Here is a 23,699-nt window from a genome sequence, read left to right on the forward strand (position 1 = left end):
TGCCGACCCGATAATCAAGCTCAATCCGAGCACACTACCGAGCACCAAATTGCGCCCCATCTCGCGACGAGTTTCGAACGCTTTGCAATTTTCTCGCGTAGTGGCTTTGGCCTGTTGGCGACCTAATGATTCTGTTCGATCAGTGCTTCGAATTGTTCGAACACTCGCAGCACTCTGACGACCTAGCGGAGGTCGGCCCAAATCCCACATGGCAGCAGGAGGGACGACTGAAGAACGGGATGAGTTATAAGTTGTACCTGTAGTGTTGCTATCCATCTGGAGTGTCATTTTCGTTTCCCTTTCACTGTGATCCAATCATAGGACTGGACCCCGACAGTTTCGAACAATCAATCCGTTCACGTGTTCGAATTAGCTTCTATGTTCGATTTATACCAGCACTGAATATTTTTGTCTAGCGCTGGGCACCGAAGTCGAACAAACTTGCAGTTTCGTGCTACACATAGAGGTAACGATTCGCATCAAGATCAGGAGCAATCATGGCGCGCCCCAAAAACTCGACATCAAAACCAGACCCGTCAAAACTGTCCGCCCGTCAGAAGCGGATCCTCGAAGTCATTCAGGATGCCGTCGTCCTGCGCGGTTATCCGCCGAGCATCAGGGAGATTGGTGACGCAGCAGGACTTCAGTCCACGTCCTCTGTGGCGTACCAACTCAAAGAGCTTGAGAAGAAGGGATTTCTGCGACGAGATCCAAACAAGCCCCGCGCTGTCGACCTGCGTCATTTGCCAAACTCGACTCTGAAAAAGAAGAAGTCCGACACCCCACAGCCAGCGCCAGAAGACACGGTTCAAACAAGTTTCGTTCCAGTGGTCGGACAGATTGCCGCAGGAAATCCCATCCTCGCGGAGCAGCACATCGACGAGTACTACCCAATGCCCGCAGACATTGTTGGCGAGGGCGAGATTTACATGCTCCAGGTAGTTGGCGAGTCGATGCGAGACGCAGGGATCCTCGACGGCGACTGGGTAATTGTTCGGGCACAACCGATCGCCGAGGAAGGTGAATTCGTTGCCGCGCTGCTCGATGGCGAAGCAACCGTAAAGGAGTTTCACCGAGACTCCACCGGTGTCTGGCTTCTTCCACACAACGAAGCTTTTGCTCCGATCCCAGCAGAGGACGCAGAGATCATGGGCAAGGTTGTGTCGGTGATGCGCAAGCTTTAGCTCTCGGTGAAGCCTTTTCTGTACCTCAGTCGCACTTTAGCTACACCCTGACGGGGGAATCGGGCATCAACTCACATACTCGGACATGCTTTGTTTGAAAGAATGGCGATATCGAAGACAGTTGACTTTCCCAATTCACTACTAGGGAGCATTTTCTATGTACGCCGAAGAACGACGCCGCCAGATTGCATCCCTCACCGCAGTTGAAGGGCGCGTAAACGTTACTGAACTTTCCGAAAAGTTCGACGTCACCGCGGAGACCATCCGACGTGACCTCGCCGTTCTAGATCGTGAGGGTGTCGTTCATCGCGTTCATGGTGGCGCCGTAGCTAGCCAGTCGTTCCTCACCGCTGAGTTCACCCTAGACTCTCGTTTCCGTTCCTCCCCTTCTGCGAAATCCGCTATTGCACGTGAGGCGCTGCACTTTCTACCAGGCAAAGACGGAAGTGTATTTCTTGATGCAGGCACGACGACCAACGCGCTAGCAGACCTGATGCGTGACCACCCCAACGCCGAGGACTGGTCGATTGTCACAAATTCCCTACCCATCGCACTTGAGCTATCGGGTGCTGGCCTGTCCAACGTTCAGCTCCTAGGTGGAAGCGTTCGCGCGATCACTCAAGCGGTTGTCGGCGACACGGCTCTGCGAACCCTCGCTCTCATGCGTGCAGACGTTGCCTTCATCGGCACAAACGCCCTCACAATTGATCATGGATTATCTACCGCAGATGCCCAAGAGGCCGCTGTTAAATCATCAATGGTTACCAATGCTCGTAAAGTTATCGTCCTCACCGACTCCACCAAGTTGGGCAACGATTACCTAGTCAGCTTCGCCTCTCTAGATTCCATCGATGTCATAGTTACCGACGACGAAGCCCCGGAGAGTTTCGTATCGGAACTACGTGAACGTGGGATTGAAGTAGTTCTCGCCTCCTAAAAACACGCACAACCGGAGACATTTCCCACATTGGGTTGACCGATCAAAAACAAACGGACATACTAGTAGGTAACGCAAAGTGGCATCAGTCACTCATATCGCCAAGTCCGCATTTGACCACAATTTACGTTGGGAGTATCTTCAATGATCCTGACTTTCACACCAAACCCGGCAATAGACGCCACGCTTGTCATCGATGAACCACTCAGCCGTGGTGAAGTACATCGACCGTCTCAAGCACTCCGAAATCCAGGTGGCAAAGGCGTCAACGTTTCGCACGCTCTGGTTAAAGCCGGAGTAGAAACCACGGCCTTAGTCCCTGCCGCACCCACAGACACTTTTGTCAATTTGGCCAACGCGAGCAATATTCCGCTCATGCCCGTAGCGGTCCAGGGAAATGTGCGCACAAACACTGCAATCACCGAGCCCGACGGCACAACAACAAAGGTAAACGAACTCGGTGCGCCCCTCATCCCCGCAGACGTACAACGCCTCGCAGACCAACTTCTTACCGCATCGGCAGACGCTAGAGCCGTAGTCCTCGCTGGCTCTTTGCCACCAGGTGCTCCAGTGGACTGGTACCCACAACTTGTCAAGATGCTACGCAGCCAAAACCCGGCTCTGCTCATCGCCGTAGACACATCCGATGACCCTCTAGTTCAACTAGGCCAGCAACTCCGAACCAGTGCCCCAAACGTGCTCAAACCGAATGCGTTTGAGGTAGCTCAACTTACCGGTGACGACGGTTATGCGTTAGAAGCCTCGGCTGAGGCAGGCGACTTCATTCCCGTTTTTGAAGCCGGAAAACAACTCCTCGCCGCTGGCATCGACGAGTTACTGATCACCCTCGGCGGCGCAGGAGCATGCTTAGTCACCCGCGAAGGTGCATGGTCTGCAACCCCACCTCCAACAGAAGTTCATTCCACAGTCGGCGCAGGCGATAGCTCCCTAGCTGGCTACCTCATTGGCCGTGTGTCAGGCCTGGAATTTCCGGAATGTCTTCGACTCGCCGTGGCCTATGGTTCCGCAGCAGCTGGGCTGCCCGGCACTGAAATTCCTACCCGGGAACAAGCCAATATCTCCCAAACAATCGTTTCTCAACTCTAATTCAATAAGGACTCTCGCCATGAATTCAAACCTCATCACCCCAGAGCTGGTCAGGCTCGATGCCAAGATGGGATCAACACCCAACGAAGTCATCGCCCAACTGGCCCAACTCGTCGCTGACAGCGGCCGTGCCACCGAAGCTTCCTCGCTCGCAGCTGATGCCCAAGAGCGCGAAGCCAAGGCAGGCACCGGTGTTAACGGTCGTGTCGCAATCCCCCATTGCCGTTCCGAATCCGTCCAGGAACCCACTCTCGCTTTCGCTCGGCTTGCGCAGCCAGTCGATTTCGCAGGCCCCGACGGGGATGCTGACCTAGTATTCCTCATCGCTGCACCGGCTGGCGGCGGCAAAGAGCATATGAAGATTCTGTCCAAACTCGCACGAGCTTTGGTCCGCGGTGACTTCGTCGACAAGCTGCGAAACGCATCATCCGAGCAAGAGCTTGTCGACGAAGTCCTCGCCGTGGTGAACGCCGAAAAGAAGCCCAAGGATGCAGCACCAGTGACCAAAGCCGATGTGACACGAATTGTCGCTGTGACATCGTGCCCGACCGGAATCGCTCACACCTATATGGCAGCCGATTCACTTGCTCAAGCAGCTGCAAAACGTGACGACATCGAATTCCACGTTGAGACACAGGGTTCATCGGGTGTTGAGCCTTTGGACCCTCAGGTCATCAAGGATGCAGATGCCGTTATCTTTGCAACCGATGTTGCCGTGCGGGACAAGGCTCGTTTCGCGGGCAAGCCCGTGATCCAGACGCCGGTGAAGCGCGGAATCAATGAACCGGACGCGATGCTCGATGAGGCGGTTGCCGCAGCGAAAGATCCACAAGCTCGTCGAGTTCAAGCAGCGGGCACAGAATCCACCCAATCTTCTACCGCCGCCAACGAAAGTTGGCCAAAGCGCATCCAACAGGCAGTAATGACTGGTGTCTCTTACATGGTGCCATTCGTCGCGGCCGGTGGTCTGCTGCTCGCCCTTGGTTTCCTGGTCGGTGGATACGATATGGCTAACGGTTGGCAAGCAATCGCTACCGGGCACTCATTTACCAACTTGCCTGGGAACGAAGTCATGGTCGATGGCGAGGCGATGACGTTCGACCGCTCTGGCATTGCACTGTATGTCGGCGCAGTTCTCTTTGCGATCGGACAACAGGCTATGGGCTTCGTTGTGGCCGCTTTGTCCGGCTACACCGCATATTCGCTTGCGGGTCGTCCGGGTATCGCACCGGGCTTTGTGGGTGGCGCAATCTCCGTCTTGCTTGGCGCGGGCTTCATCGGTGGTCTGATCACCGGTATTCTCGCAGGCCTGATCGCATACTGGATTGGTAACTGGAAGGTCCCAAGCTGGCTACGCTCGCTGATGCCTGTCGTGATCATTCCGTTGCTCACTTCCCTGATCGTCGGCCTGATCATGTTTTTCTTGCTCGGCCGTCCGCTCGAGGGAATCATGACCGGGCTGACTAATTGGCTATCCTCGATGAGTGGCTCTTCCGCAATCCTTCTGGGCATCATCATTGGCCTGATGATGTGCTTCGATCTCGGTGGCCCAGTGAACAAGGCAGCGTACCTGTTCGGCACCGCCGGTCTGTCCGCCGGTACTCAAGCCAGCTTTGAAATCATGGCTGCGGTCATGATCACCGGCATGGTTCCACCAATCGCCCTCTCCATCGCAACATTCCTTCGCAAGAACCTATTCACCCCTGCGGAGCAAGAAAACGGCAAGTCGGCATGGCTGCTAGGCCTCTCGTTTGTGTCAGAGGGTGCGATTCCGTTCGCCGCGGCTGATCCATTCCGCGTGATTCCTTCAATGATGCTGGGCGGTGCTGCCGCTGGTGCAGTCTCCATGGCCCTCGGTGTCGGCTCTCGCGCCCCTCACGGCGGTATCTTCGTGATCTTCGCTATCGAACCTTGGTGGGGAATGCTCATCGCTTTGGTTGTCGGCGTAATCGTCTCGGCGGTTGCGGTCATCGCGGCAAAACAGTTGTGGCCTAACAAGGCTGTCGAACAAGCAGCAGCGGTCGCAGCGTAAAAATCACTACACTGGATTTCACTTCATTTCGATTGAAAGGACTCTTAACATGGCTTCCAAAACAGTAAAAGTCGGCTCCTCTGTCGGCCTACACGCTCGCCCAGCAACGATTATCGCTGATGCGGCAGCAGAATACGACGACGAAATCATCCTGACCCTGGTTGGCGACGAGGACGAGGACGAAACCGACGCGGCTTCCTCCCTGATGATTATGTCGATGGGTGCAGAGCAAGGCGACGAGGTCGTCGTCACCTCCGATAATGCAGAAGCTGTCGAGGCAATCGCTGCTTTGATCGAGAAAGACCTCGACGCTGAGTAATCACCTCGCTTAACGACGAACCCCGGTACCGCCTTGCACAGGTGGTATCGGGGTTTTTCGTATCAGGAGGTCAATTACTCGTGTCAGTTATAAAACTTTGCGTTGCGTTGTCCTTCACCGACGGTGGTGTAGGCCCACTTCATGATCGGGTACAAAATGATGATACCGACAGAGCCAAGTGCGATGCCCTCCAGCGGGACATTTCCGACGGTCAGGGAAAGGTTGCCGATGCCTACAACCATCGCGACGGCAGCGGCAGTTAGGTTGACCGGGTTGTTGAAATTCACATTATTGTCCTGCCAGATTCGCACACCCAGCATGCCGATCAGCCCGTACAAAACCAAGCAGGCCCCACCCAACACTCCGGTAGGGATTGTAAAAATCAAAGCTCCAAACTTCGGAATGAAAGCCAGCGCAATAGCGAAGATCGCTGCGACCCAATAAGCAGCCGTTGAATACACTCGCGTCGCTGCCATGACTCCGATGTTCTCCGCATAGGTGGTCGTTCCTGAACCGCCGAAGCCGCCTGCCAACGTGGTCGCGATACCGTCTCCAATCAGCGCGTCGCCGGCGAGATCGTCCAAGTCTCGACCAGTCATCTCGGAGACGGCTTTGACGTGGCCGACATTTTCAGCAATCAGCACAACGATGACAGGCAAGGTCACCAGGATTGCCGACAGGTTGAACTCAGGAGTATGGAATTCTGGCAAGCCGATCCACTGTGCCTGCCGAATCGTCTCGGCGGCACCGTCGGCCAAGTTGCCGGAGACCGCTGCAAAAACCCATCCGACGACCACGCCGATCAGAATGGACAAGCGGGTTGCCATGCCTCGGGTGGCAACGGTGAATACCAGGATTGTGATCAATGTAATCGCGGCTACCAGTGGCTGAGCCTCCACGTTGGCCACCGCTGTGGGGGCTAGGTTGAAGCCGATCAGGGCGACAATGGCACCAGTTACAGCTGGTGGCATTACTGCATCGATGACGCGTTTTCCTGCCCATTTCACCAAAAAGCCCACCGCAATCAGTGCTAGACCGGTGACAAAGACACCACCGATCTGCGCCGGCATTCCATATTGCGCCGAAGCGGTCAGAGGAGCGATGAACGCAAACGACGAGCCCAAATAGGAAGGCAGCCGATTACGAGTGATAAGTAAGAAGATGATCGTGCCCAGCCCGGAAAACAACAATGTTGTGTTCACCGGGAATCCGGTAAGCGTAGGCACTAGCAAGGTCGCGCCGAACATGGCGACAACGTGTTGCATGCCAATACCGATGGTGCGCGGCCAGCTCAGCCGCTCTTCGGGGGCCACCACTGCCCCAGGTTGAATTCGTTTACCGTCGCCGTGGATTGTCCAGCCGAGAAGTTTGCTCACAGAGCTTCATTATCCGCGTCCACTGCATCGACAACAAATTCTTCGTATTGTTCTGCCAGGACGCGCGGCAGCCGAACGTCGAGAAGCGTGCCTTCGGCCTCGTAGGCTTCGCGTCTTACTGTTCCTTCTTCATGAATCCGGGAAACGACATCTCCCCTGGTATATGGAACAAGCATCTCGACGTGAGCATCGAGGGTGTTGATAAACTGCTCGATGCGCGCTTCAAGTTCATCGATGCCTTCGTGCGTGACTGCAGAGACAAAGACCACATTGTGGCTCTCTGCCAAGGCGTGGCGAACTTCCGCCAAGGTCAATGGGTCAGCCTTGTCAATCTTGTTCACCACGATGATCTCCGGCGGAGCTTCCTCACCTGTCTCCCGAACGATCTCCGAAATCACCGTGTTCACCGCGTCGATTTGCTTCAACGGGAATGGATCTGAGCCGTCCACCACATGGAGCATCAAGTCTGCTCCGAGAACTTCTTCCAGGGTCGACTTGAATGCCTCGATGAGCTGGGTCGGCAGGTGACGGACAAACCCGACCGTGTCGGTCATCACGACCGAGCGACCATCGGCCAGTTGGGCCTTGCGCGTAGTCGGATCCAGCGTGGCGAACAGCGCGTCTTCGACGAGAACGCCTGCGTCTGTCATCGCATTAATCAGCGACGACTTACCCGCGTTGGTGTAACCAGCGATTGCGATCTTTGGCAGGGTTGACCTGCTGCGTCGTGCACGCTTAATCTCACGCGCAGTCTTCATTGCCGCGAGTTCCTTGCGGATCTTCGCCATGTCTGTGCGCAGGCGACGACGATCCGCCTCGATCCGCGTTTCACCCGGACCACGCAGACCCACGCCGCCGTTCGAACCCGCTCGGCCGCCCGCCTGACGCGACAGACTTGTACCCCAACCGCGGGTACGTGTGTAGAGGTACTGCATCTGCGCCAGCGATACCTGGGCTTTACCCTCTTTGGATTTCGCGTGCTGGGCAAAGATATCCAAGATCAGCATGGTGCGGTCAATCACCTTGGTCTTGAGCTCTTCTTCCAGCGTGACAAGCTGGCCAGGAGATAGCTCACCGTCGAAAATAACGGTATCCGCGCCGGTTGATTCCACGATGTCGCGCAGATCGCGCACCTTGCCCGAGCCAATATAGGTTCCGGGATCAGGCTTGTCGCGCTTTTGATAGAGCAGCTCGACAACATGGGCTCCGGCCGTTTCTGCCAGCGCGGCCAGCTCGTTCATGTTGGCTTCGACTTCGGCGGTCGTGCCCTCGGTCCACACGCCGACCAGGATGACTTGCTCCAGACGCAGCTTGCGGTACTCGACCTCGTAGATGTCTTCCGCATCTTGGGCACCGACGTTCTCGCCGCGCTCGACTCGTCGAAAAGCGTTGCGCTCAGCAAGATCGAGATCGCCTACCGTAGGTGTCGATGAGATGAGATCGCTTAGATCAATCCCGGGCTCATCGGCGGGATCCGGCTGAGGGGCGTTGAAGCGAAAGGCTTGCTCCAATAGCTCGTCGTGAGTCAGCGGTTGTTGTTCATCAGAAGATTTTGTCATTGCCCTCTATTGTTCCATGTGCCCGTTATGCAGGGAAATGAGGGGTTGCCAGGCGCAAAACGACAAGGCCATTGCGATCAGCTTTCGCAGTGTGACAAGAGCCAGTGTGCTCGTCGATAAGCTCGCATCCCGTACAACGCCCCGAGCATGCGGTGGGCTGCACCTCGCGCTCGAGGGAGCCGGTTGCGAGCATGTGATCCAAAACCGCGTCGACGAGGAGACGGGAAAGACCCGTGGTTCTAGCAATAGAACTGCGCGTTGATGCCCCATCATTCAGTGCTTGGCGCACCTGGTCGATCGGCGAAGTCATGGCAGCACCATCTTGAGTACTTGGAATACTGCTACAGCCACGCACCAGGAAAGCACAAGCTGCATGACTAGACCGGTGAGCGTCCAACGCCAGCCAATTTCGCGTCGTTGAGCAGCGATTGTTGCGACGCAAGGCGTGTATGCCAACAGGAAGATCATGAATGCCCACACCGCAGCGATGGTATGCCCGCCCGATGTCGCTGCGAAGTCTTCACGCACAGCGTCGGCCAATGGCGATGTTCCTTGCTCGCGAGGCGCAGCGTCCGATGGATCGTCCAGCGCGTAGGTCTGCGCCCACGTCGAGATTACTGCCTCTTTGGCAAGAAAGCCTGTGATCAAAGGACCTGTGAGCGACCATGACCCAAAACCGGCCGGAGTGAACACAGGCGCCACCGTGTCGGCGACTTGAGCATAGGCGGAATCTTCCACGGCTAATTCCTCATCAGCAAAACTCATTCCTGCAACTACCGGTGTGGATTGCAAAATGAACACCGCAACTACGCAGGCCACGATGATGCCTCCTGCCGTCTGGAGGAAACCTCGCAGGCGCAGCCACATCGACTTGGCAACGAGTCCCACGGTTGGGATCTGGTAGTCAGGCAAATCGATGATGAGGGGTTCGCTGCCCATCGCACGCCATATTGTTGTCCGCAACGCCATACCGACTGCGATGACAAATGCGATGGAGATTACATACATCAAGAACACGACACTGCCGGCATGCGCTGGGAAGAACGTCGATGCAAGCATCACGTACACCGCTAATCGTGCAGTGCAGGAGGTAAAAGGGAATCAATAGTGCGGTCAGGATCCGCTGGTGAGGATGCCCCAACACACGCGTCGCAGAGATGGCGGGGACATTGCACCCGAAGCCAACGACGAGTGGGATGAATGCTTTGCCCGGCAACCCCATGAGCTTCATCGTCCGATCGGTGATGACGGCGGCGCGGGCCATGTAGCCAGAGTCTTCCAGCACGGCGAGGCAAATAAACATCAAGGCCATCAGCGGTGCGAAGGTGAGAACGGTGCCCACGCCGGCGATGAGACCGTCGGTAACAAACGCTTGGAGCCATCGCGGAGCCCAGCTCAGCAGTGCCAATGCCACGTTACTCACGGGACCTGCAAAGAGCCTGTCCATCCAGTCTTGAAACGGTGCCGCCACTGTTGTCGTGATCTGGAATACGACCCACATCACGCCCAGGAAGATCAGTGGACCAAGGACCGGCTGCAGAATAATCTTGTCGATCCGCTCTGACGCCGACAGGGGCACCTCGACCTCGGTGGTTGCGCTTTCTAGCACATGGGCAACCCAGGTGAATCGTTCGCCGTCATCGGCAAGCGCTTGTGGCTGCCACGCGGGCGGGTTTTCTAAGACCTTGCCTAGCTCGGCGATGTCTTCGCTGGGGCGACGAGGATTGACGGGGATTACGGCGCAACCGGTTGCCCGTGACAGTGCTTCTGGATCAACGCTGACACCGTGCTTGGCAGCCACGTCTTGTTTAGTCAATGCGATTACCACTGGCGCAGATTGCTCTTGCAACTGTGCCACCATGAACAACCCACGTGCGATATTTGCAGCGTCCAAGACGACAACGATGAGGTCAGGCGCTTCCTGCGGATTACACTCCACCACCATGCGACGGGTGAACGCCTCGTCGGGGCTGACGGGATCTAGCGAGTACGCGCCGGGAAAGTCGATCACATCGTACTCTTCTCGCCCTGTGCGCCAGGCACCACGCGAAATCTCCACGGATGTGCCCGGCCAGTTGCCCATTTGTACTTTCGCGCCGGTGAGGGCGTTAAATAAAGTGGATTTTCCCGAGTTGGGCGCTCCAATTAAGGCGATGGTTGGGCTCCCCTCCTTCGCGCCACGCAGCGCGTTGGAGTGACAAGAGGCATCTTTCACTGCACCGCCACCAGCAATGCCTGGGAGGTCGCGCGATCCAGACAATACCGGGAGCGTCCACTAGTAATCACAACGCTACTTCCGCTTGAAAGCTGATCGACGGTGATTGTAGAGCCCTCGCGAAGCCCCAAATGAGCCAGTCTACGTGCGTACTTCGGGGCCACCTGCTTATCGACGACGCGCAGAATCGCAGTCTCGCCCGCTTTCAGTTGGGCCAGTCGTACCAAACCCATGGCTTGGTCAGGCTGTTCATTGCTCACCGATGCTTTCGCCATGGGAGTAGCCTTTCCATATCTCTGCGATAGGTAAAATTCCTATCTTGGTTAGGCTAACCTTACTCCTCGCAAATGTGCGGGCACAAGATCCTTTTCAAATTGGTCTGCAACAAGAGCATTCTCACAGGCCAGTGGTTCTCTTCTCCCCCTCCAAGCGGTAGAGTATCAACCCATGAGTAGTGATCTAAAGAGCATCGGTCTGATGTACGACAAATGGCAGGACGCAGTTGAAGCTGCAATTGCTACCAACCACCTCGCAGTTGTCGGAGAGGTCCGCGGCGGTCAGTTGATTCAGTTCAACGACGGCTCGGGTGCCCAAATCAACATCTTGGCCGTTGAACCGTTTGCGACCTACGCTGGATTCGACTCGACCACCCGCACCTACGCCCACGTCACCATGCTCAATGATGTCGTTGCCTACTGCGACATCATTGATCCGCATGGAAACGTCATCACCAGCGTTACGGTCAACCTCGCCCAGGGTCCGCTCATCGCCGACGAGCCAACTCAGCAGTGGCAAGAAATGGGAGTTACTGCCCTAGCAATCGATGTTCAGCGCTACGAATCGGTTGATGCATATCTCCAAGCCACCGGCGGTGTCTTGGGCATGATCTTGTCCGAAGGCGCTCAGGCGGTTTCTGCAGGCAGCGGTTCCATTGTTCCTGATGCCTCCGCTTCCTTCTCCGCTCGAGTCTTGGAGGCGGAATACCGAAACAACCAGCTCACCGGCCAGCGCTTCATCCACGTGAGTGTGGATGGCGCTTTCCCATTCGACGTGTGCCTGCCAGACGGCGATTTGCCTGAGCGCGACTCAGTCGTGGCTGGAACCGCACTACTTACCGGCGCGCTCATCGCTCCTGCAGGTTGCGGTGGCGGTGGCTGTGGCGGTTCGTGCGGCTGCGGAAGCTAGGTAGTTAAGTTGTCATGGCGCCGCGTAAGGATTTGACAAAGGTCATGGTGGTTACCCTCGTTATCGTCGTGGGTATTCTGCTTACCTCGCGCTTTGGGCTCCTCGGCCTCATCGCGTCCTTGCTCATCGCCACGATTACCTTTTTTCTCACCCTGCCCCAAGGTAACGATCCCGAAATCGCCAGCCTGCGCGCCTCGCTGACCATCGCGCGCGATGACGTTGCCGATATCATTCAGGCCTACGACACATTGCTGCTCGGGACAACAACTGAAGCCATCGCGGATCGTACATTGCATTTCCCGGCCCTGGCGGAACAATCATCAACAGTGCCGGCAATCGAGGAGTTTCAATTACGCGTCGCCGCTGCGCGCCGTTTTGTCTCTCGATTGGATTACCACATTGAAGATCCATCGCTTGATAGAGCTTCTCTGGAAAAGCTGATTGCGGTCACCGACGAGCGCGCAGCGGAGCTTTCACTCGCGTGGGCCGACGCACGTCGCGCTGCCAAACGGCTGGGCCCAGGCACCTAGCTCTGGACCAAATCGAGCGCCTCGCTCACCAGGTTGCCATCTGTGGCATCCAACCACTCAATGCGCTTATCTCGGTTGAACCAAGAGCGTTGACGACGAACATAACGCCGAGTCCCGATAACCGTCTTTTCTACGGCTTCCTCCTCGGTGAGCTTTCCTGCAAACACATCGAGGACCTGGGCGTATCCAATCGCCCGGCCCGCAGTCGAATCGGCGACGAGCCCGCAATCGTCGACAAGCGAGCGCACTTCACCAACAAGTCCATTTGAGAACATTTGTTGGGTGCGCAACTCGATGCGTGGGTTTAGCCAATCAGTGTGCGTACGTAGACCGACAAGAGTGGTGTTCCAGCGGGGCGGGGCGTCCTTAGGCGGTTGTGAAGCCTGGAACGGTTTCCCGGTAAGTTGGATGACTTCCAGTGCGCGAACTGTGCGGCGCGGATCTTTGTCCTCGATGATCGCGGCGGCTTCGGGATCGATTGCTGCGAGTTCGTCGTGAAGAAGGTCGATGCCGATTTCTTCAAGGCGGGCTTCGTAGGTAGCCCGGACTCGTGGATTGGTGGGCGGGAACTCCCATGCGTCGATCAGCGACTGCACATACAACATGGATCCGCCCACCATAATGGGGGTCTTTCCACGTGACTGGATCTGTTCAACGGTGCGCACTGCGAGAGATTGGTACTCGGCCACGCTAGCCGTTTTGGTGACATCCCAAATATCGAGCAAGTGGTGCGGGATACCTTCGCGCTCTTCCACCGGCAGCTTAGCCGTGCCGATATCCATGCCCTTATACAGCTGCATGGAATCGACGTTGACGATTTCGCCATCAAGCTCATGCGCTAACGCGATTCCTAGCGCCGATTTTCCTGAAGCAGTTGGACCAACAACTGCTATCGGTGTATTCACCTCAGACCTCCCAAGCCGCCACATAGCGACCGACTCCTAAACTTTCATCACTAGCAACAAGTTTTGCCTGCCTTGGGCTAAGACTGGCCAACTGCAGCCACAGAGTTGGCTCGATAACCCCGGCGTGGCGAAGCTCTTCCTCGTCAAGCTCCACTGCCCCACCCGATAACACGGCTTTCAGCTCTTCGTGACAGCTAGGGGCGTCATCGAGTAACGCAAGTGGCGCCCGGTCCGTCAGACCTGCAGGCCCATCCAACACCACCACTGTCAACGCGGCCGGGTTCAACGGAAGCAGCGTCGAGCGAAACGATGTGACATTTCCGACGACATAACGGGCCAGCAACTCGGCGAGGTCGTGGCCGTGGCCTACGCGGACGTCGGCGCCCCATGCGTGAAAGGATCCCGTCAGTGCCGTTCGCCACCGAATATCAGAGCTTCCGACTGCTTCAACGGCGCGCGTCGGATCCCATGCGTTGGCAATGGCACGCGCCGAGCTCAGCAGTCGCGCACCTGCGACATCGCCGGGCGAAAGCTCTCGCACCAAAGCGGGACTCCCCGGGATAACCAGCAGGTTAGGACTGAAAGAATCGATCACCTATCCAACCCTAGCGAAATGGGGGGATGGAACAACCTTTTCCCAGGCTTTACAAGACACGGCACGAAGATTAGCGGTATGTTTGTAAAACAATATGGCAGCCGTGTCGCGCGGCAATACGAGAAATTAAGGACGGACCCCGATGACTACTCCTTCGCCTACCCCAGGTCGCCCGAGCCCCGCCGCAATGCCGGGCAAAACACCAAAGCCTGGGCCGCGTCCAGGTCAGGAATCACAACGTCCGACTCCATCGCCGGTGCCAGTTCAAGCACCACCCAAGACCGACCCATCCAAGTTTGGACGCATTGACGACGACGGTACTGTCTACGTCACCCAAAACGGCACCGAGCGCACCATCGGCTCATGGCAGGCTGGCACTCCCGAGGAAGGCTTAGCTCACTACGGGCAACGTTTTGACGATCTTGCCACCGAAGTCGAGCTGCTCGAAGCTCGTCTCACCGCACACCCTGACGATGCAGCCTCGATCCGCGATTCTGCGCAGCAAATCCGGGAAACTTTGCCAGAAGCCACCGTCATCGGAGACCTCGACGGCTTGGATAAGCGCCTTGCAACAATTATCGACGAGTCCGACGAGGCCGGCGAGAAGGCGAAGGAAGCCAAGGCCGAACGACGTGCAGCTGCGATTGCCCGCAAGGAAGAACTCGCAACCGAGGCAGAGGACATCGCCGAAAACTCCACCGAATGGAAGACCGCTGGCGACCGAATCCGCGCGATCCTGGACGAGTGGAAGACAATCCGCGGCATCGATCGCAAGACCGACGACCAGTTGTGGAAGCGCTATTCCCGCGCGCGAGACGCATTCAATCGTCGCCGTGGCTCTCACTTTGCTGAACTCGATCGAACCCGGGCATCGGCGAAGAAGAAGAAGGAAGAGCTTGTCGAGCGCGCAGTAGCCCTGCAAGATTCCACCGATTGGAACGAGACCGCGCGAGCCTACCGTGACCTCATGACCGAGTGGAAGGCGGCCGGTCGGGCGCCTCGTGGCGACGACGACAAACTATGGACTCAGTTCCGTGCGGCTCAGGATCACTTCTTCAACGCACGCAACGCTGTCAACGACGAGCGCGACCGTGAGTTTGAAGACAACGCCAAGGCGAAAGACGCACTCCTTGCCGAGTATGACGAGCAGATCGATCCGTCCAAGGGCCTCCAGCAGGCAAAGAACAAGCTTCGCGAGCTGCAGGAGAAATGGGAGGAGATCGGTTTTGTCCCTCGCGGAAAGGTACGCGAGTACGAGGACAAGATCGCTGCTGTAGAAAAGCGCATTGCCGACGAAGAAGAATCGCGCTGGCGCCGTACCGATCCTGAGGCTCAGGCTCGCGTGGACCAGTTCCAGAACAAAGCCGACGACTTGACAGCCCAAGCTGAAAAGGCAGCTGCAGCCGGCAAGGAGAAGAAGGCTGCGGAACTTCGCGAGCAGGCAAAGCAATGGCAAGAGTTCGCAGACGTCGCCGCCAAGGCTGTCAACGAACAGTAGATGCTGCACCCTGTAGTCCTCGCCCGCCCTACCCGTGGGGCGGGCGCTTCTTCTGCTCTGAATCAGTACGCGTTTTCGGGGACGCTAGCTGTCCAAGACATCACATGTGATTTCACCTCAGGAACTTCTGCCTCGCGCGTGGCCACACGCCTATCCGGTTCCGCGGAGTCCGACGCCTTCCTCTTCGCGTTGTGCACCACGCCCGTGGGACCCCGACAAACCGGGGCTTTCGGCTTTCCCGAGATCCCTTCTACCGGCGGCGGTCCTGATGTCGATGCCAGCGCGTGGGTGTTCATTTCGCTGCCCTTGTTAGAAGACTTGCGAGTCCTCGAAGCAAATATCACCCTCGATGCTTCTATCGCTCCTTTGCCCGGCGAGTGGTCCGAGGAGGCATCTGATGCATGGGAGGCGTCGCTATCGCTTGTCGACGACCTATCGGCCAAACTTCAACGCCACATCCGCCAGGTGTGGGTAACCCATTCCCCGGGTGTGGCTTGTCCTCGCGAGATAGAGTCTGCAGGTTACCGTCGAGCTTTTACTGAGCTACAGGCCAAAGTGCGGCTTGCCGATGCCGTTGCGCAGGCTCATCTCGCTTATGACCTAAAGTTTCCCGACTCAGTAGCGCACGAGATGGCCACTCTGTATACCGCCGCATCGGCTGGGCTTCCCCGTGGGGAGCTCATACTGGACACGATCGCGTGGTCGCCCCAGCGCATTATCGATGCTTCGAAGCGTCTGCGTGACAAAGGTGGCGAGCAAATCACCGCATACGACGTGGTCGGTGGCCATGTAGTTGCGTTCAGCGAGGTGATGCGGTTTGCGGGTGCGGAAGAGTCGGTAATCGAACTGGGAGCTACCTATGTTTTGGACGGCTTCCGTGGCCGAGGATTCGGGCGCAAGGTTATGATGGCCGCCATCCAAGAAGCTCGGAAGCGATGGCCAGAGGTAAGCGTTGGGTATACCTCCTACCCCGCCGCTTCCAAAGAAATCTCCCATCTGAACAAGGAGCTTGGCGAGGAAGTGATCTCAGCGACGACAGCGTGGCAGAAACTCTAGCTGTTGTCCGGCCTCCGGTGGCGTTCGGCAGCGCGGGCGCGGCGGTCGTCGATAAGCAGCGGATTTGGCCCACTGAATTTGTCTGCAGCGTTCTCTGTGGCTGACAGCTGAACCTCGCCGATTTCGTCGATATTGTCTACCTTTTGGCGCTCGCGCGCGATGGCTTCTTGTTCGGGATTTCGGCTTGTGCCGACGATGATGTAGCAAATTTCCGCGACTATTACAGCCAGGATGGCAAGGTAGATGCCAAAGGCCGTACCGTAGCCCTGATCTGTCTGACGCAGCCACAGTGCGAGCAAAGACTCGATTAGCGCGATTGTGGTGAGGCTCCACGAGATGATGAATGCGGTGGAGTTTCGAAGCCCGATTCCGATACTGCCGACAATCACCAAGCCGATAAGGCCAATCCAAGCGAAGAGCATCTCGGGAAGTTTAACTCCGGCGTCTTTCGCTGACTGAGTGTTCAGCAAGACCTCGAAACCATTGACGCCACCAGCGAATGGAATAATCAGCGAGAATACGAAAAGCACTATGGCTGCAAGAATCGCCCAGCGATAACCGCCGAAGTCAATTTTTCCAGCGATTTCGCGCTCTTTGTCGGCGAGTTTCGCTGCCTCGTCTGCGCTAGTGGAGTGTGGAGTGGTGCTCACGGTATTACGACCTCGCTCGCGTGTGAATCAAAAGTTCGATATAGCGCACGAGTCTACCCCACTGGATCTACCTAACCGCAGCTCGGTGCATCTGGAAGCGGCGCGGGACGACCAAGACTTGGTAGACCCAGGCCAACGCCGACAGGGGCAGTCGTCGGAACTTTGCCGGCCTCTGCCATGTCACCGGCCTTGGTACGACGGTGCTCCGCGATCCCAGAATCAGCAATGAGGAAAAACGGCTTCGCCTCCGTGATCGTAACGTGGACAATGTCGCCTGGGCGGATTTCTCCATTAACGTTGCCTTCTACCCCGAAGTGAACTAAACGTCCATCGCGGGCACGACCAGACATGCGGTGTGTCTTGTCGTTCTTGCGGCCGTCCTCTTGGACTAGTAGTTCCACGTCGGCGCCGATGAGTTTCTTGTTCTCATCCCACGCAATACTGTCTTGCAGGGCGACCAGACGCTCAAATCGCTCTTGCACGACCTCACGGGGGACCTGGTTCTCCATCTCTGCTGCCGGCGTGCCGGGACGCGCCGAGTACTGGAACGTAAAGGCACTAGTAAATCGTGCCTTTTCGACGACATCCATGGTCGCTTGGAAATCTTCCTCTGTCTCCCCGGGGAAGCCGACGATGATGTCGGTGGTGATCGATGCGTGCGGAATCTTTTCACGCACCTCGTCGAGAATGCCCAGGAATTTCTTTGAACGGTACGAACGGCGCATGTCTTTGAGCACCTTGTCCGATCCCGATTGCAGAGGCATGTGCAACTGCGGGCAAATATTCGGGGTTTCAGCCATCGCATCGATGACATCTGAGGTGAACTCTGCGGGATGAGGAGACGTAAAGCGCAGACGCTCCAGCCCTTCAATCTCCCCGCATGCACGCAGCAGCTTGGAGAATGCGCTGCGGTCCCGTTCCATCTCCGGATCCGCAAAGTGAACCCCATAAGCGTTGACGTTTTGACCAAGCAAAGTCACCTCGGACACACCTTGATCGACTAGAGCCTGGACTTCAGCCAAAATATCGCCCGGCCTGCGGTCCACCTCCTTGCCACGCAGCGAAGGAACGATGCAGAACGTGCAGGTGTTGTTGCAGCCCACTGAAATTGAGACCCAGCCGGCATAAGCCGACTCTCGCTTAGCAGGCAAGACCGACGGGAAGGCCTCCAGTGCATCAACGATTTCTACTTGGGCTGCTTTGTTGTGACGTGCGCGCTCCAGAAGTGTCGGGAGAGCTGCCATATTGTGCGTACCAAAGACAGCATCAACCCATGGGGCTTTCTGCACCACGGCGTCACGGTCTTTCTGGGCAAGGCAGCCGCCCACGGCGATCTGCATCCCAGGATGGTTTTCCTTGACATCCTTAAGAGATCCCAGTGTGCCGTACAGACGCTTATCTGCATTTTCTCGCACGGCGCAGGTGTTGAATACGACCAAATCTGGCTCTGCAGTTTCGCCTGCCGCGGTGTATCCCGCCTCTTCGAGCATGCCGGAAAGCCGCTCAGAGTCGTGCACGTTCATCTGACATCCGAATGTGCGAACCTCATACGTGCGAGAAATATTGGGGGACTGAGAATCTAGTTGTTGCGCCACGGTGAGGAATTCTAACTGCCATCACGGGTGAGTCCTAACTACACCTATTCCAACTCAGCGATCCGCGCGTCCAGCGCCCGTCGTCCGATCGTTAAGCTCATAGAGGCTCCGAATCCCCGTCGGGCAAGCGCGCCGACAATCCTGCGCAAAACCTTGTCGTATTCAGCCCTATCCTGTGGCGCTTCCCGCACACCCCGCGCCTTCTTTTCTGCCACGGCAAGTGCGATCGATTCTTCGTCGGACTGGCTTAATTGACTCAAGGCCTCAGCTCGTACATGTGGGGCGACGCCTTTGTCTCGTAACTCCAAATCGAGTGCACGCGACGATTTACCTCGGCGGGCAGCTCGTTGCCGCACCCACTCGTGTGCGAATGCGCTGTCGTCGATAAGCCCATTGCGTTCAAAGCTTTCCAAGACATCGTCGACAAGCTCGGGGTCGAACTCAGCGTTCACTAGGCGTTCGCGAAGCTCGGCGCGTGAACGCGCTCGTTGATCAAGTAGACCAAGGGCGCGTTTCCTGATCGGCGCTCGAGCTTCCTCACCAGCGTGGTCGAATAGGTCGGAAGTCTCACCTGCTTCGTAGGCTTCAAGCGCTGCCTGAAGCTTGGCAAGCTTGTCTGGATCGGGCGTGTTCACTACTTCGCAGGCTGCTCCAGATTCATGTCATCGGCTTCATCATCATCAAAGTCGATGTTTGGAACCATGTCGACGGGATCGTCGGTAAGAGCATCATCTACTTCGGCAAATTCGCCGATCTTTAGCTTTTGGAAGATCTTGGTCTCGATTTCGTCGGCAATCTCGGGATTCTCTTTAAGGAAGTTGCGTGACTTTTCCTTACCCTGGCCAAGCTGATCGCCTTCATAGGTATACCACGAACCCGACTTTTTCACGATTCCGTTATCTACACCCATGTCGATAATCGACGATTCGCGGGAAATACCCTCGCCGTACATGATGTCGAACTCCGCAATCTTAAAAGGAGGGGAAACCTTGTTCTTTACAACCTTCAAACGGGTACGGTTACCGATCGCATCCTGACCTTCCTTCAAGGTCTGAATGCGTCGGACGTCGCAGCGAACCGAAGAATAGAATTTCAGTGCTTTACCACCGGTAGTGGTTTCTGGGGAGCCGAACATGACGCCGATCTTCTCACGCAGCTGGTTAATGAAGATCGCGGTAGTGCCGGTGTTGTACAGAGCACCTGTCATCTTGCGCAGCGCTTGGGACATGAGACGAGCTTGAAGACCAACGTGAGAATCACCCATTTCGCCTTCGATTTCCGCCTTTGGAGTCAGTGCCGCCACCGAGTCAATCACCAGCATGTCGATTGCTCCAGAGCGGACAAGCATGTCTGCGATCTCCAACGCCTGCTCGCCTGTGTCCGGCTGGGACACGAGCAGGTTGTCGGTATCCACTCCAAGCTTCTTTGCGTAATCAGGGTCCAGCGCGTGCTCGGCATCGATGAAGGCAGCGATGCCGCCGGCACGCTGCGCCTGAGCGATCGCGTGCAGCGCAACAGTTGTCTTACCGGAAGATTCTGGGCCGTAGATCTCGACGATTCGTCCACGTGGCCATCCACCCAGTCCCAGCGCAACGTCGATTGCAGTGTTACCAGAGGAAATAACTTGGATCGGAGGGCGCTGGTCGTCGCCAAGCCTCATGATGGCGCCTTTGCCATAATCCTTTTCGATCATCGCCATTGCAGCATCGAGCGCCTTCTGGCGATCTCCGGTTGCGGAAGCGGCGGCCTTCTTTTTTACTGCCATGCTAAGAGTTCCTTTACTAGTTCAGATTTATTGGTGTTTAACTGCGGGCTTTCACCCTATTAGACTGCGGAACACGGGCTGCGGTTCCCATAGCGACAAATCACATCGTAGGGATTTCGCCCGACACAAGTTCGAATGTACACGCACGCATGTTCGAAAGCGAGCGTTGTCGGGGCGTGTCTATATTTTGCCTACTCCCCCGGCCGATCGACACCTAGCCTGCGCTCTTCGGGAACATCAAAATCTTCACACAGCCCCTCCCAGACTTGCCGGGGGTCGACTCCTCTTTCGATCAACTGTTCCGAGGTTGCACCCAGCCCGGAAACGACATGGGAGTGCACAATCCATTCCCCCTTTTGGCTGCCAAATTCATCCTCAATCAGCTGGCGAAATTCAGTCAAACGCATGGCCCCAAATATACGCGAGGTACACCCTCTACCCGCGCTCTGCCACGTCAATTACTCCTCTTGAACAGTGTTCAAGTAGAGTAATGTTTCATGACAAACACAAAGAACTCTACTGCTATCGACTTAGCATATATTGCAGTCTTCGCGACCCTGATTATTGTCCTCGCTTTCGTCTCCATCCCCGTTGGCACCGCAGGCGTGCCCATCGTGTTGCAAAATGCCGCCGTAATTCTGGCGGGCTTGGTGCTAGGTGCACGCCGAGGCTTCCTCTCGGCTTTACTCTTCCTCGCACTCGGCCTCATCGGCATCCCCGTCCTCGCTGGTGGCCGCACAACGCTCGCCGCGCTCGCGGGCCCGACTGTCGGCTACTTGGTGGGCTACCTCGTCTCGGCTTTCGTAGCTGGCGCGATTGCCTACGCCGGCGTGAAATCCAAGCCCGCTACTCGCGTTGTCTGGTTCATCCTGGCAGGAATCGCGGGACTCGCTTGCCAATACGGTTGTGGCACGCTCGGCCTGATGTTCCGCGCTGACATGGACCTTGCTGCGGCTGCGGTAGCGCAGGTGCCGTTCCTTCTTCCGGATTCCGCGAAGGTTGCAGTCATGGTGATCATCGCTCTTGCCGTGCACCAAGCGTTCCCTGATCTCGCTCGTCGTAAGTAGGCCCTCTCGCTGTGCCCACCATCACTTTTGATCAGGTAAGCGTTGAGTATGACGATCGCGTCGTGCTCGCCCCCATATCGCTTACGCTCAGCGAACATCGGATCGGCATCATCGGTGCAAACGGATCCGGCAAGTCCACCCTTGCGCGCATGATTAACGGCCTTGTCGATCCTACCTCCGGCACAGTGCTTTACGACGACCTTTCCACTGCCACCCACGGCAAAGAGATTCGCAAGAACGTCGGGTTCGTATTTTCCGATGCAGAATCCCAAATCGTGATGCCACGAGTAGCCGATGATATCGCTTTTTCTCTGCGCCGCATGAAGCTTCCCAAAGAGGAAAGAGATGCCAAAGTGGAAGCCGTCATGCAGCGTTTCGATCTCAAAGAACTCGCCGACCACTCCCCGCACACTCTGTCCGGCGGAGAGAAACAACTTCTCGCACTAGCTTCGGTCTTGGTGCTCAACCCTGCCACGATCATCGCCGACGAACCCACAACGCTGCTTGATCTGAGAAATCGGCGCAGAATCGCACGTGAATTTGCCGCGCTTGACCAGCAGTTGGTTGTAGTCACACACGATCTAGAACTGGTCGCGGATTACGAGCGCGTGATCTGTCTCGACGACGGGTCGCTTGTCTTTGATGGCCCCGCAGCAGACGCAATCGAGTTTTACGTTGATCGCATGGAACAACGATCATGATCCAATCCATCCCACTAGGCGCGTACGTGCCGGGCAACTCGGCCATCCACCGTTTGCCCGCATCAGCCAAGCTCGTTGGTCTGATTGCTTTCATCATCGTCGTGGCCATTTGGGCCAAAACACCCACGCAAGCTGGCATCGCGCTCGCGATCGTCGTCATTGGGTATCTTATTGCGCGTATTCCCCTTCGAACCGCCGCAGAGCAGACACTTCCTGTTCTACCGTTCTTGCTGATCATCGGAGCGTTCCAGGTCTGGCAGGCATCATGGTTCGAAGCAGTGGCTCTGGTTGTAGGTCTTTTTGCCTCTGTGGCTGCCGCGACTTTGCTCACGCTAACCACGACCATTGCAGAGCTTATGGAATCTCTAGAGAGTGCGCTTCGCCCCTTCGAGCGTTTCGGGCTTCCCGTGGAGACTATTAGCCTGGCTCTGTCTCTCACAATTCGGCTGATCCCGTTAATGCTGTCCACGGTGAACGAGGTTCTCGAGGCCCGCAAAGCTCGCGGCGCCGGATTCAGCGTTGCGGCTTTTGGCACTCCCGTGGTCATTCGCAGCATTCGTCGTGCTCGACAGCTTGGCGAGGCACTTATGGCCCGAGGCGTCGGCGACTAGCCTGTGAATGTGATCGTTATATGGCGTGGTTCTGTGATCGCTCTGTGGCGTGCAGGCCCGACACGTCACCGAAAGCTGTCATCTTAAACGGGGTCGCGATATATAGAGGGGCATGAGGTTTTGTATCCGATCGTGCCCTGCCCCTCACACGGCTTCAGGGTCGGGAGGGAACGCCACCGCCCTGATAGCTGCGACCGTCTGTTCTTGGGTCAACGAGGAAACGTCGATGTCGGTAAACGCGCGTCGGAGCCATGCCGACTGTTGAGAGACTGGGAAGTTGTTCAGCCGCCATCGCAGAGCATCAGGCTCTTCGGTGTCCTCTTCTGCGCGGCGTCGGTGTTCTACCAGGTCGATGTTCAGTACCACAGGCGTGAGTCGGACTGATGGATCAAGGTCTGAAGTAATCTCCGACCAGTAGTCCTCCACCGTCACAGTCTGAGGGACAACGATGATCATAGGGCTGTCTTCCGGCAACTCCCGGAGGACAGCGTTAAGCGTAGAAGCCACAAGTTTCCTCCACGCAGGCCACTCCTGGAAGTCGTGGACTGGCACCACCGGCTGAAGAACAGGTCTTAGAAGAGCCCCGATCTCTTCAGGATCCACGATCACCGCACCGGGAACTTTCTGGGCCAACAACTTCGCTGCCGTCGTCTTGCCTGAGCCGAACGCACCGTTGATCCATATGACGTGTGGCTGAGTCTGCTGCATGCGGCCAGTTTACCTTTCAATACCCCTGGCTCACTCGAAGTGGCCTGCTGCCACATACGCGAGAAGATCATGACATCACTAGGTAGAGAAACCATTGACCGTTT

Annotated in this window: 24 protein-coding genes and 1 pseudogene; 12 read left to right on the forward strand and 13 right to left on the reverse strand. The window is 56.7% G+C overall.

Annotated features, from left to right (window positions below; genetic code table 11):
* Positions 1–497: 497 nt before the first annotated feature.
* From lexA to QP027_RS06485, 5 genes are all read left to right on the forward strand, one after another.
* Positions 498–1,184: a transcriptional repressor LexA gene (gene lexA / locus QP027_RS06465; protein WP_284823415.1), complete on the forward strand. Its 687-nt coding sequence runs from the start codon at positions 498–500 to the stop codon at positions 1,182–1,184.
* Between the two features lie 157 nt (positions 1,185–1,341).
* Complete coding sequence (locus QP027_RS06470) at positions 1,342–2,121, forward strand: DeoR/GlpR family DNA-binding transcription regulator (protein ID WP_284823417.1); 780 nt, start codon at positions 1,342–1,344, stop codon at positions 2,119–2,121.
* Positions 2,122–2,265: 144 nt separating this feature from the next.
* A complete protein-coding gene (locus QP027_RS06475) occupies positions 2,266–3,228 on the forward strand; it encodes a 1-phosphofructokinase family hexose kinase (protein ID WP_284823419.1) in 963 nt (320 codons plus the stop codon).
* 19 nt (positions 3,229–3,247) lie between these two features.
* A complete protein-coding gene (locus QP027_RS06480) occupies positions 3,248–5,260 on the forward strand; it encodes a PTS fructose transporter subunit IIABC (protein WP_284823420.1) in 2,013 nt (670 codons plus the stop codon).
* Between the two features lie 49 nt (positions 5,261–5,309).
* Complete coding sequence (locus QP027_RS06485) at positions 5,310–5,579, forward strand: HPr family phosphocarrier protein (RefSeq protein WP_284823421.1); 270 nt, start codon at positions 5,310–5,312, stop codon at positions 5,577–5,579.
* Between the two features lie 83 nt (positions 5,580–5,662).
* Here the strand turns inward: QP027_RS06485 and QP027_RS06490 are convergent, their stop codons facing one another.
* From QP027_RS06490 to QP027_RS06510, 5 genes and pseudogenes are all read right to left on the reverse strand, one after another.
* A complete protein-coding gene (locus QP027_RS06490; protein WP_284823423.1) occupies positions 5,663–6,955 on the reverse strand; it encodes a uracil-xanthine permease family protein in 1,293 nt (430 codons plus the stop codon).
* Complete coding sequence (gene hflX / locus QP027_RS06495) at positions 6,952–8,514, reverse strand: GTPase HflX (protein ID WP_284823425.1); 1,563 nt, start codon at positions 8,512–8,514, stop codon at positions 6,952–6,954. Before hflX ends, QP027_RS06490 begins: the two co-directional genes overlap by 4 nt.
* A gap of 25 nt (positions 8,515–8,539) precedes the next feature.
* On the reverse strand, positions 8,540–8,824 hold the full coding sequence (locus QP027_RS06500; RefSeq protein WP_284823427.1) for a FeoC-like transcriptional regulator: 285 nt from the start codon (positions 8,822–8,824) through the stop codon (positions 8,540–8,542).
* Positions 8,821–10,729, reverse strand: a pseudogene (gene feoB / locus QP027_RS06505) (ferrous iron transport protein B). The gene QP027_RS06500 and the pseudogene feoB overlap by 4 nt, the downstream one beginning before the upstream one ends.
* A complete protein-coding gene (locus QP027_RS06510; RefSeq protein ID WP_284823429.1) occupies positions 10,726–11,004 on the reverse strand; it encodes a FeoA family protein in 279 nt (92 codons plus the stop codon). The pseudogene feoB and the gene QP027_RS06510 overlap by 4 nt, the downstream one beginning before the upstream one ends.
* A gap of 172 nt (positions 11,005–11,176) precedes the next feature.
* On the opposite strand from QP027_RS06510, the gene QP027_RS06515 reads away from it, so the two are divergent.
* Together QP027_RS06515 and QP027_RS06520 are read left to right on the forward strand one after the other, a co-directional pair.
* On the forward strand, positions 11,177–11,914 hold the full coding sequence (locus QP027_RS06515; protein WP_284823430.1) for a hypothetical protein: 738 nt from the start codon (positions 11,177–11,179) through the stop codon (positions 11,912–11,914).
* 44 nt (positions 11,915–11,958) lie between these two features.
* Positions 11,959–12,444 (forward strand): hypothetical protein, encoded by a 486-nt coding sequence (locus QP027_RS06520; protein WP_284823432.1) that lies wholly within the window; start codon positions 11,959–11,961, stop codon positions 12,442–12,444.
* On the opposite strand, the gene miaA is transcribed toward QP027_RS06520, so the two are convergent.
* Both miaA and QP027_RS06530 read right to left on the reverse strand, forming a co-directional pair.
* Positions 12,441–13,349 carry a tRNA (adenosine(37)-N6)-dimethylallyltransferase MiaA gene (gene miaA, locus QP027_RS06525; protein ID WP_284823433.1) on the reverse strand — a complete coding sequence of 303 codons (909 nt, stop codon included), beginning with the start codon at positions 13,347–13,349 and terminating at the stop codon, positions 12,441–12,443. The two genes, QP027_RS06520 and miaA, sit on opposite strands and share 4 nt — an antisense overlap.
* Before the next feature lies 1 nt (position 13,350).
* The gene (locus tag QP027_RS06530) at positions 13,351–13,944 is read right to left on the reverse strand and encodes a hypothetical protein (protein WP_284823434.1); all 594 of its coding nucleotides are present in this window, start codon (positions 13,942–13,944) and stop codon (positions 13,351–13,353) included.
* 142 nt (positions 13,945–14,086) lie between these two features.
* On the opposite strand from QP027_RS06530, the gene QP027_RS06535 reads away from it, so the two are divergent.
* The gene (locus QP027_RS06535) at positions 14,087–15,442 is read left to right on the forward strand and encodes a DUF349 domain-containing protein (protein WP_432418581.1); all 1,356 of its coding nucleotides are present in this window, start codon (positions 14,087–14,089) and stop codon (positions 15,440–15,442) included.
* Positions 15,443–16,498: a GNAT family N-acetyltransferase gene (locus QP027_RS06540; RefSeq protein ID WP_284823436.1), complete on the forward strand. Its 1,056-nt coding sequence runs from the start codon at positions 15,443–15,445 to the stop codon at positions 16,496–16,498.
* Here QP027_RS06540 and QP027_RS06545 read toward each other — a convergent pair.
* From QP027_RS06545 to QP027_RS06565, 5 genes are all read right to left on the reverse strand, one after another.
* On the reverse strand, positions 16,495–17,148 hold the full coding sequence (locus tag QP027_RS06545) for an Rv2732c family membrane protein (RefSeq protein WP_284823437.1): 654 nt from the start codon (positions 17,146–17,148) through the stop codon (positions 16,495–16,497). The two genes, QP027_RS06540 and QP027_RS06545, sit on opposite strands and share 4 nt — an antisense overlap.
* A gap of 71 nt (positions 17,149–17,219) precedes the next feature.
* Positions 17,220–18,743 (reverse strand): tRNA (N6-isopentenyl adenosine(37)-C2)-methylthiotransferase MiaB, encoded by a 1,524-nt coding sequence (gene miaB, locus QP027_RS06550; protein ID WP_284823438.1) that lies wholly within the window; start codon positions 18,741–18,743, stop codon positions 17,220–17,222.
* A gap of 44 nt (positions 18,744–18,787) precedes the next feature.
* Entirely contained in the window at positions 18,788–19,378 is a 591-nt protein-coding gene (recX, locus tag QP027_RS06555) for a recombination regulator RecX (RefSeq protein WP_284823440.1), read from the reverse strand.
* Positions 19,378–20,508, reverse strand: a complete 1,131-nt coding sequence (recA, locus tag QP027_RS06560) for a recombinase RecA (RefSeq protein WP_284823441.1) — start codon at positions 20,506–20,508, stop codon at positions 19,378–19,380. The genes recX and recA overlap by 1 nt, the downstream gene beginning before the upstream one ends.
* Before the next feature lie 191 nt (positions 20,509–20,699).
* Positions 20,700–20,915, reverse strand: a complete 216-nt coding sequence (locus QP027_RS06565) for a DUF3046 domain-containing protein (protein ID WP_284823443.1) — start codon at positions 20,913–20,915, stop codon at positions 20,700–20,702.
* 90 nt (positions 20,916–21,005) lie between these two features.
* Here QP027_RS06565 and QP027_RS06570 point away from each other — a divergent pair, with 90 nt between their 5' ends.
* From QP027_RS06570 to QP027_RS06580, 3 genes are read left to right on the forward strand one after another with little or no spacing between them, the layout of a single operon-like run.
* On the forward strand, positions 21,006–21,575 hold the full coding sequence (locus QP027_RS06570; RefSeq protein ID WP_284823445.1) for a biotin transporter BioY: 570 nt from the start codon (positions 21,006–21,008) through the stop codon (positions 21,573–21,575).
* An 11-nt stretch (positions 21,576–21,586) separates the two neighbouring features.
* Positions 21,587–22,276 (forward strand): energy-coupling factor ABC transporter ATP-binding protein, encoded by a 690-nt coding sequence (locus QP027_RS06575; RefSeq protein WP_284823446.1) that lies wholly within the window; start codon positions 21,587–21,589, stop codon positions 22,274–22,276.
* Positions 22,273–22,887, forward strand: a complete 615-nt coding sequence (locus QP027_RS06580; RefSeq protein ID WP_284823447.1) for an energy-coupling factor transporter transmembrane component T family protein — start codon at positions 22,273–22,275, stop codon at positions 22,885–22,887. Before QP027_RS06575 ends, QP027_RS06580 begins: the two co-directional genes overlap by 4 nt.
* Positions 22,888–23,031: 144 nt before the next feature.
* On the opposite strand, the gene QP027_RS06585 is transcribed toward QP027_RS06580, so the two are convergent.
* Positions 23,032–23,595, reverse strand: a complete 564-nt coding sequence (locus tag QP027_RS06585) for a nucleoside/nucleotide kinase family protein (protein WP_284823449.1) — start codon at positions 23,593–23,595, stop codon at positions 23,032–23,034.
* Between the last annotated feature and the right edge of the window lie 104 nt (positions 23,596–23,699).

The organism is Corynebacterium breve, from assembly GCF_030252165.1.
GTDB classification, from domain to species: Bacteria; Actinomycetota; Actinomycetes; order Mycobacteriales; family Mycobacteriaceae; genus Corynebacterium; species Corynebacterium breve.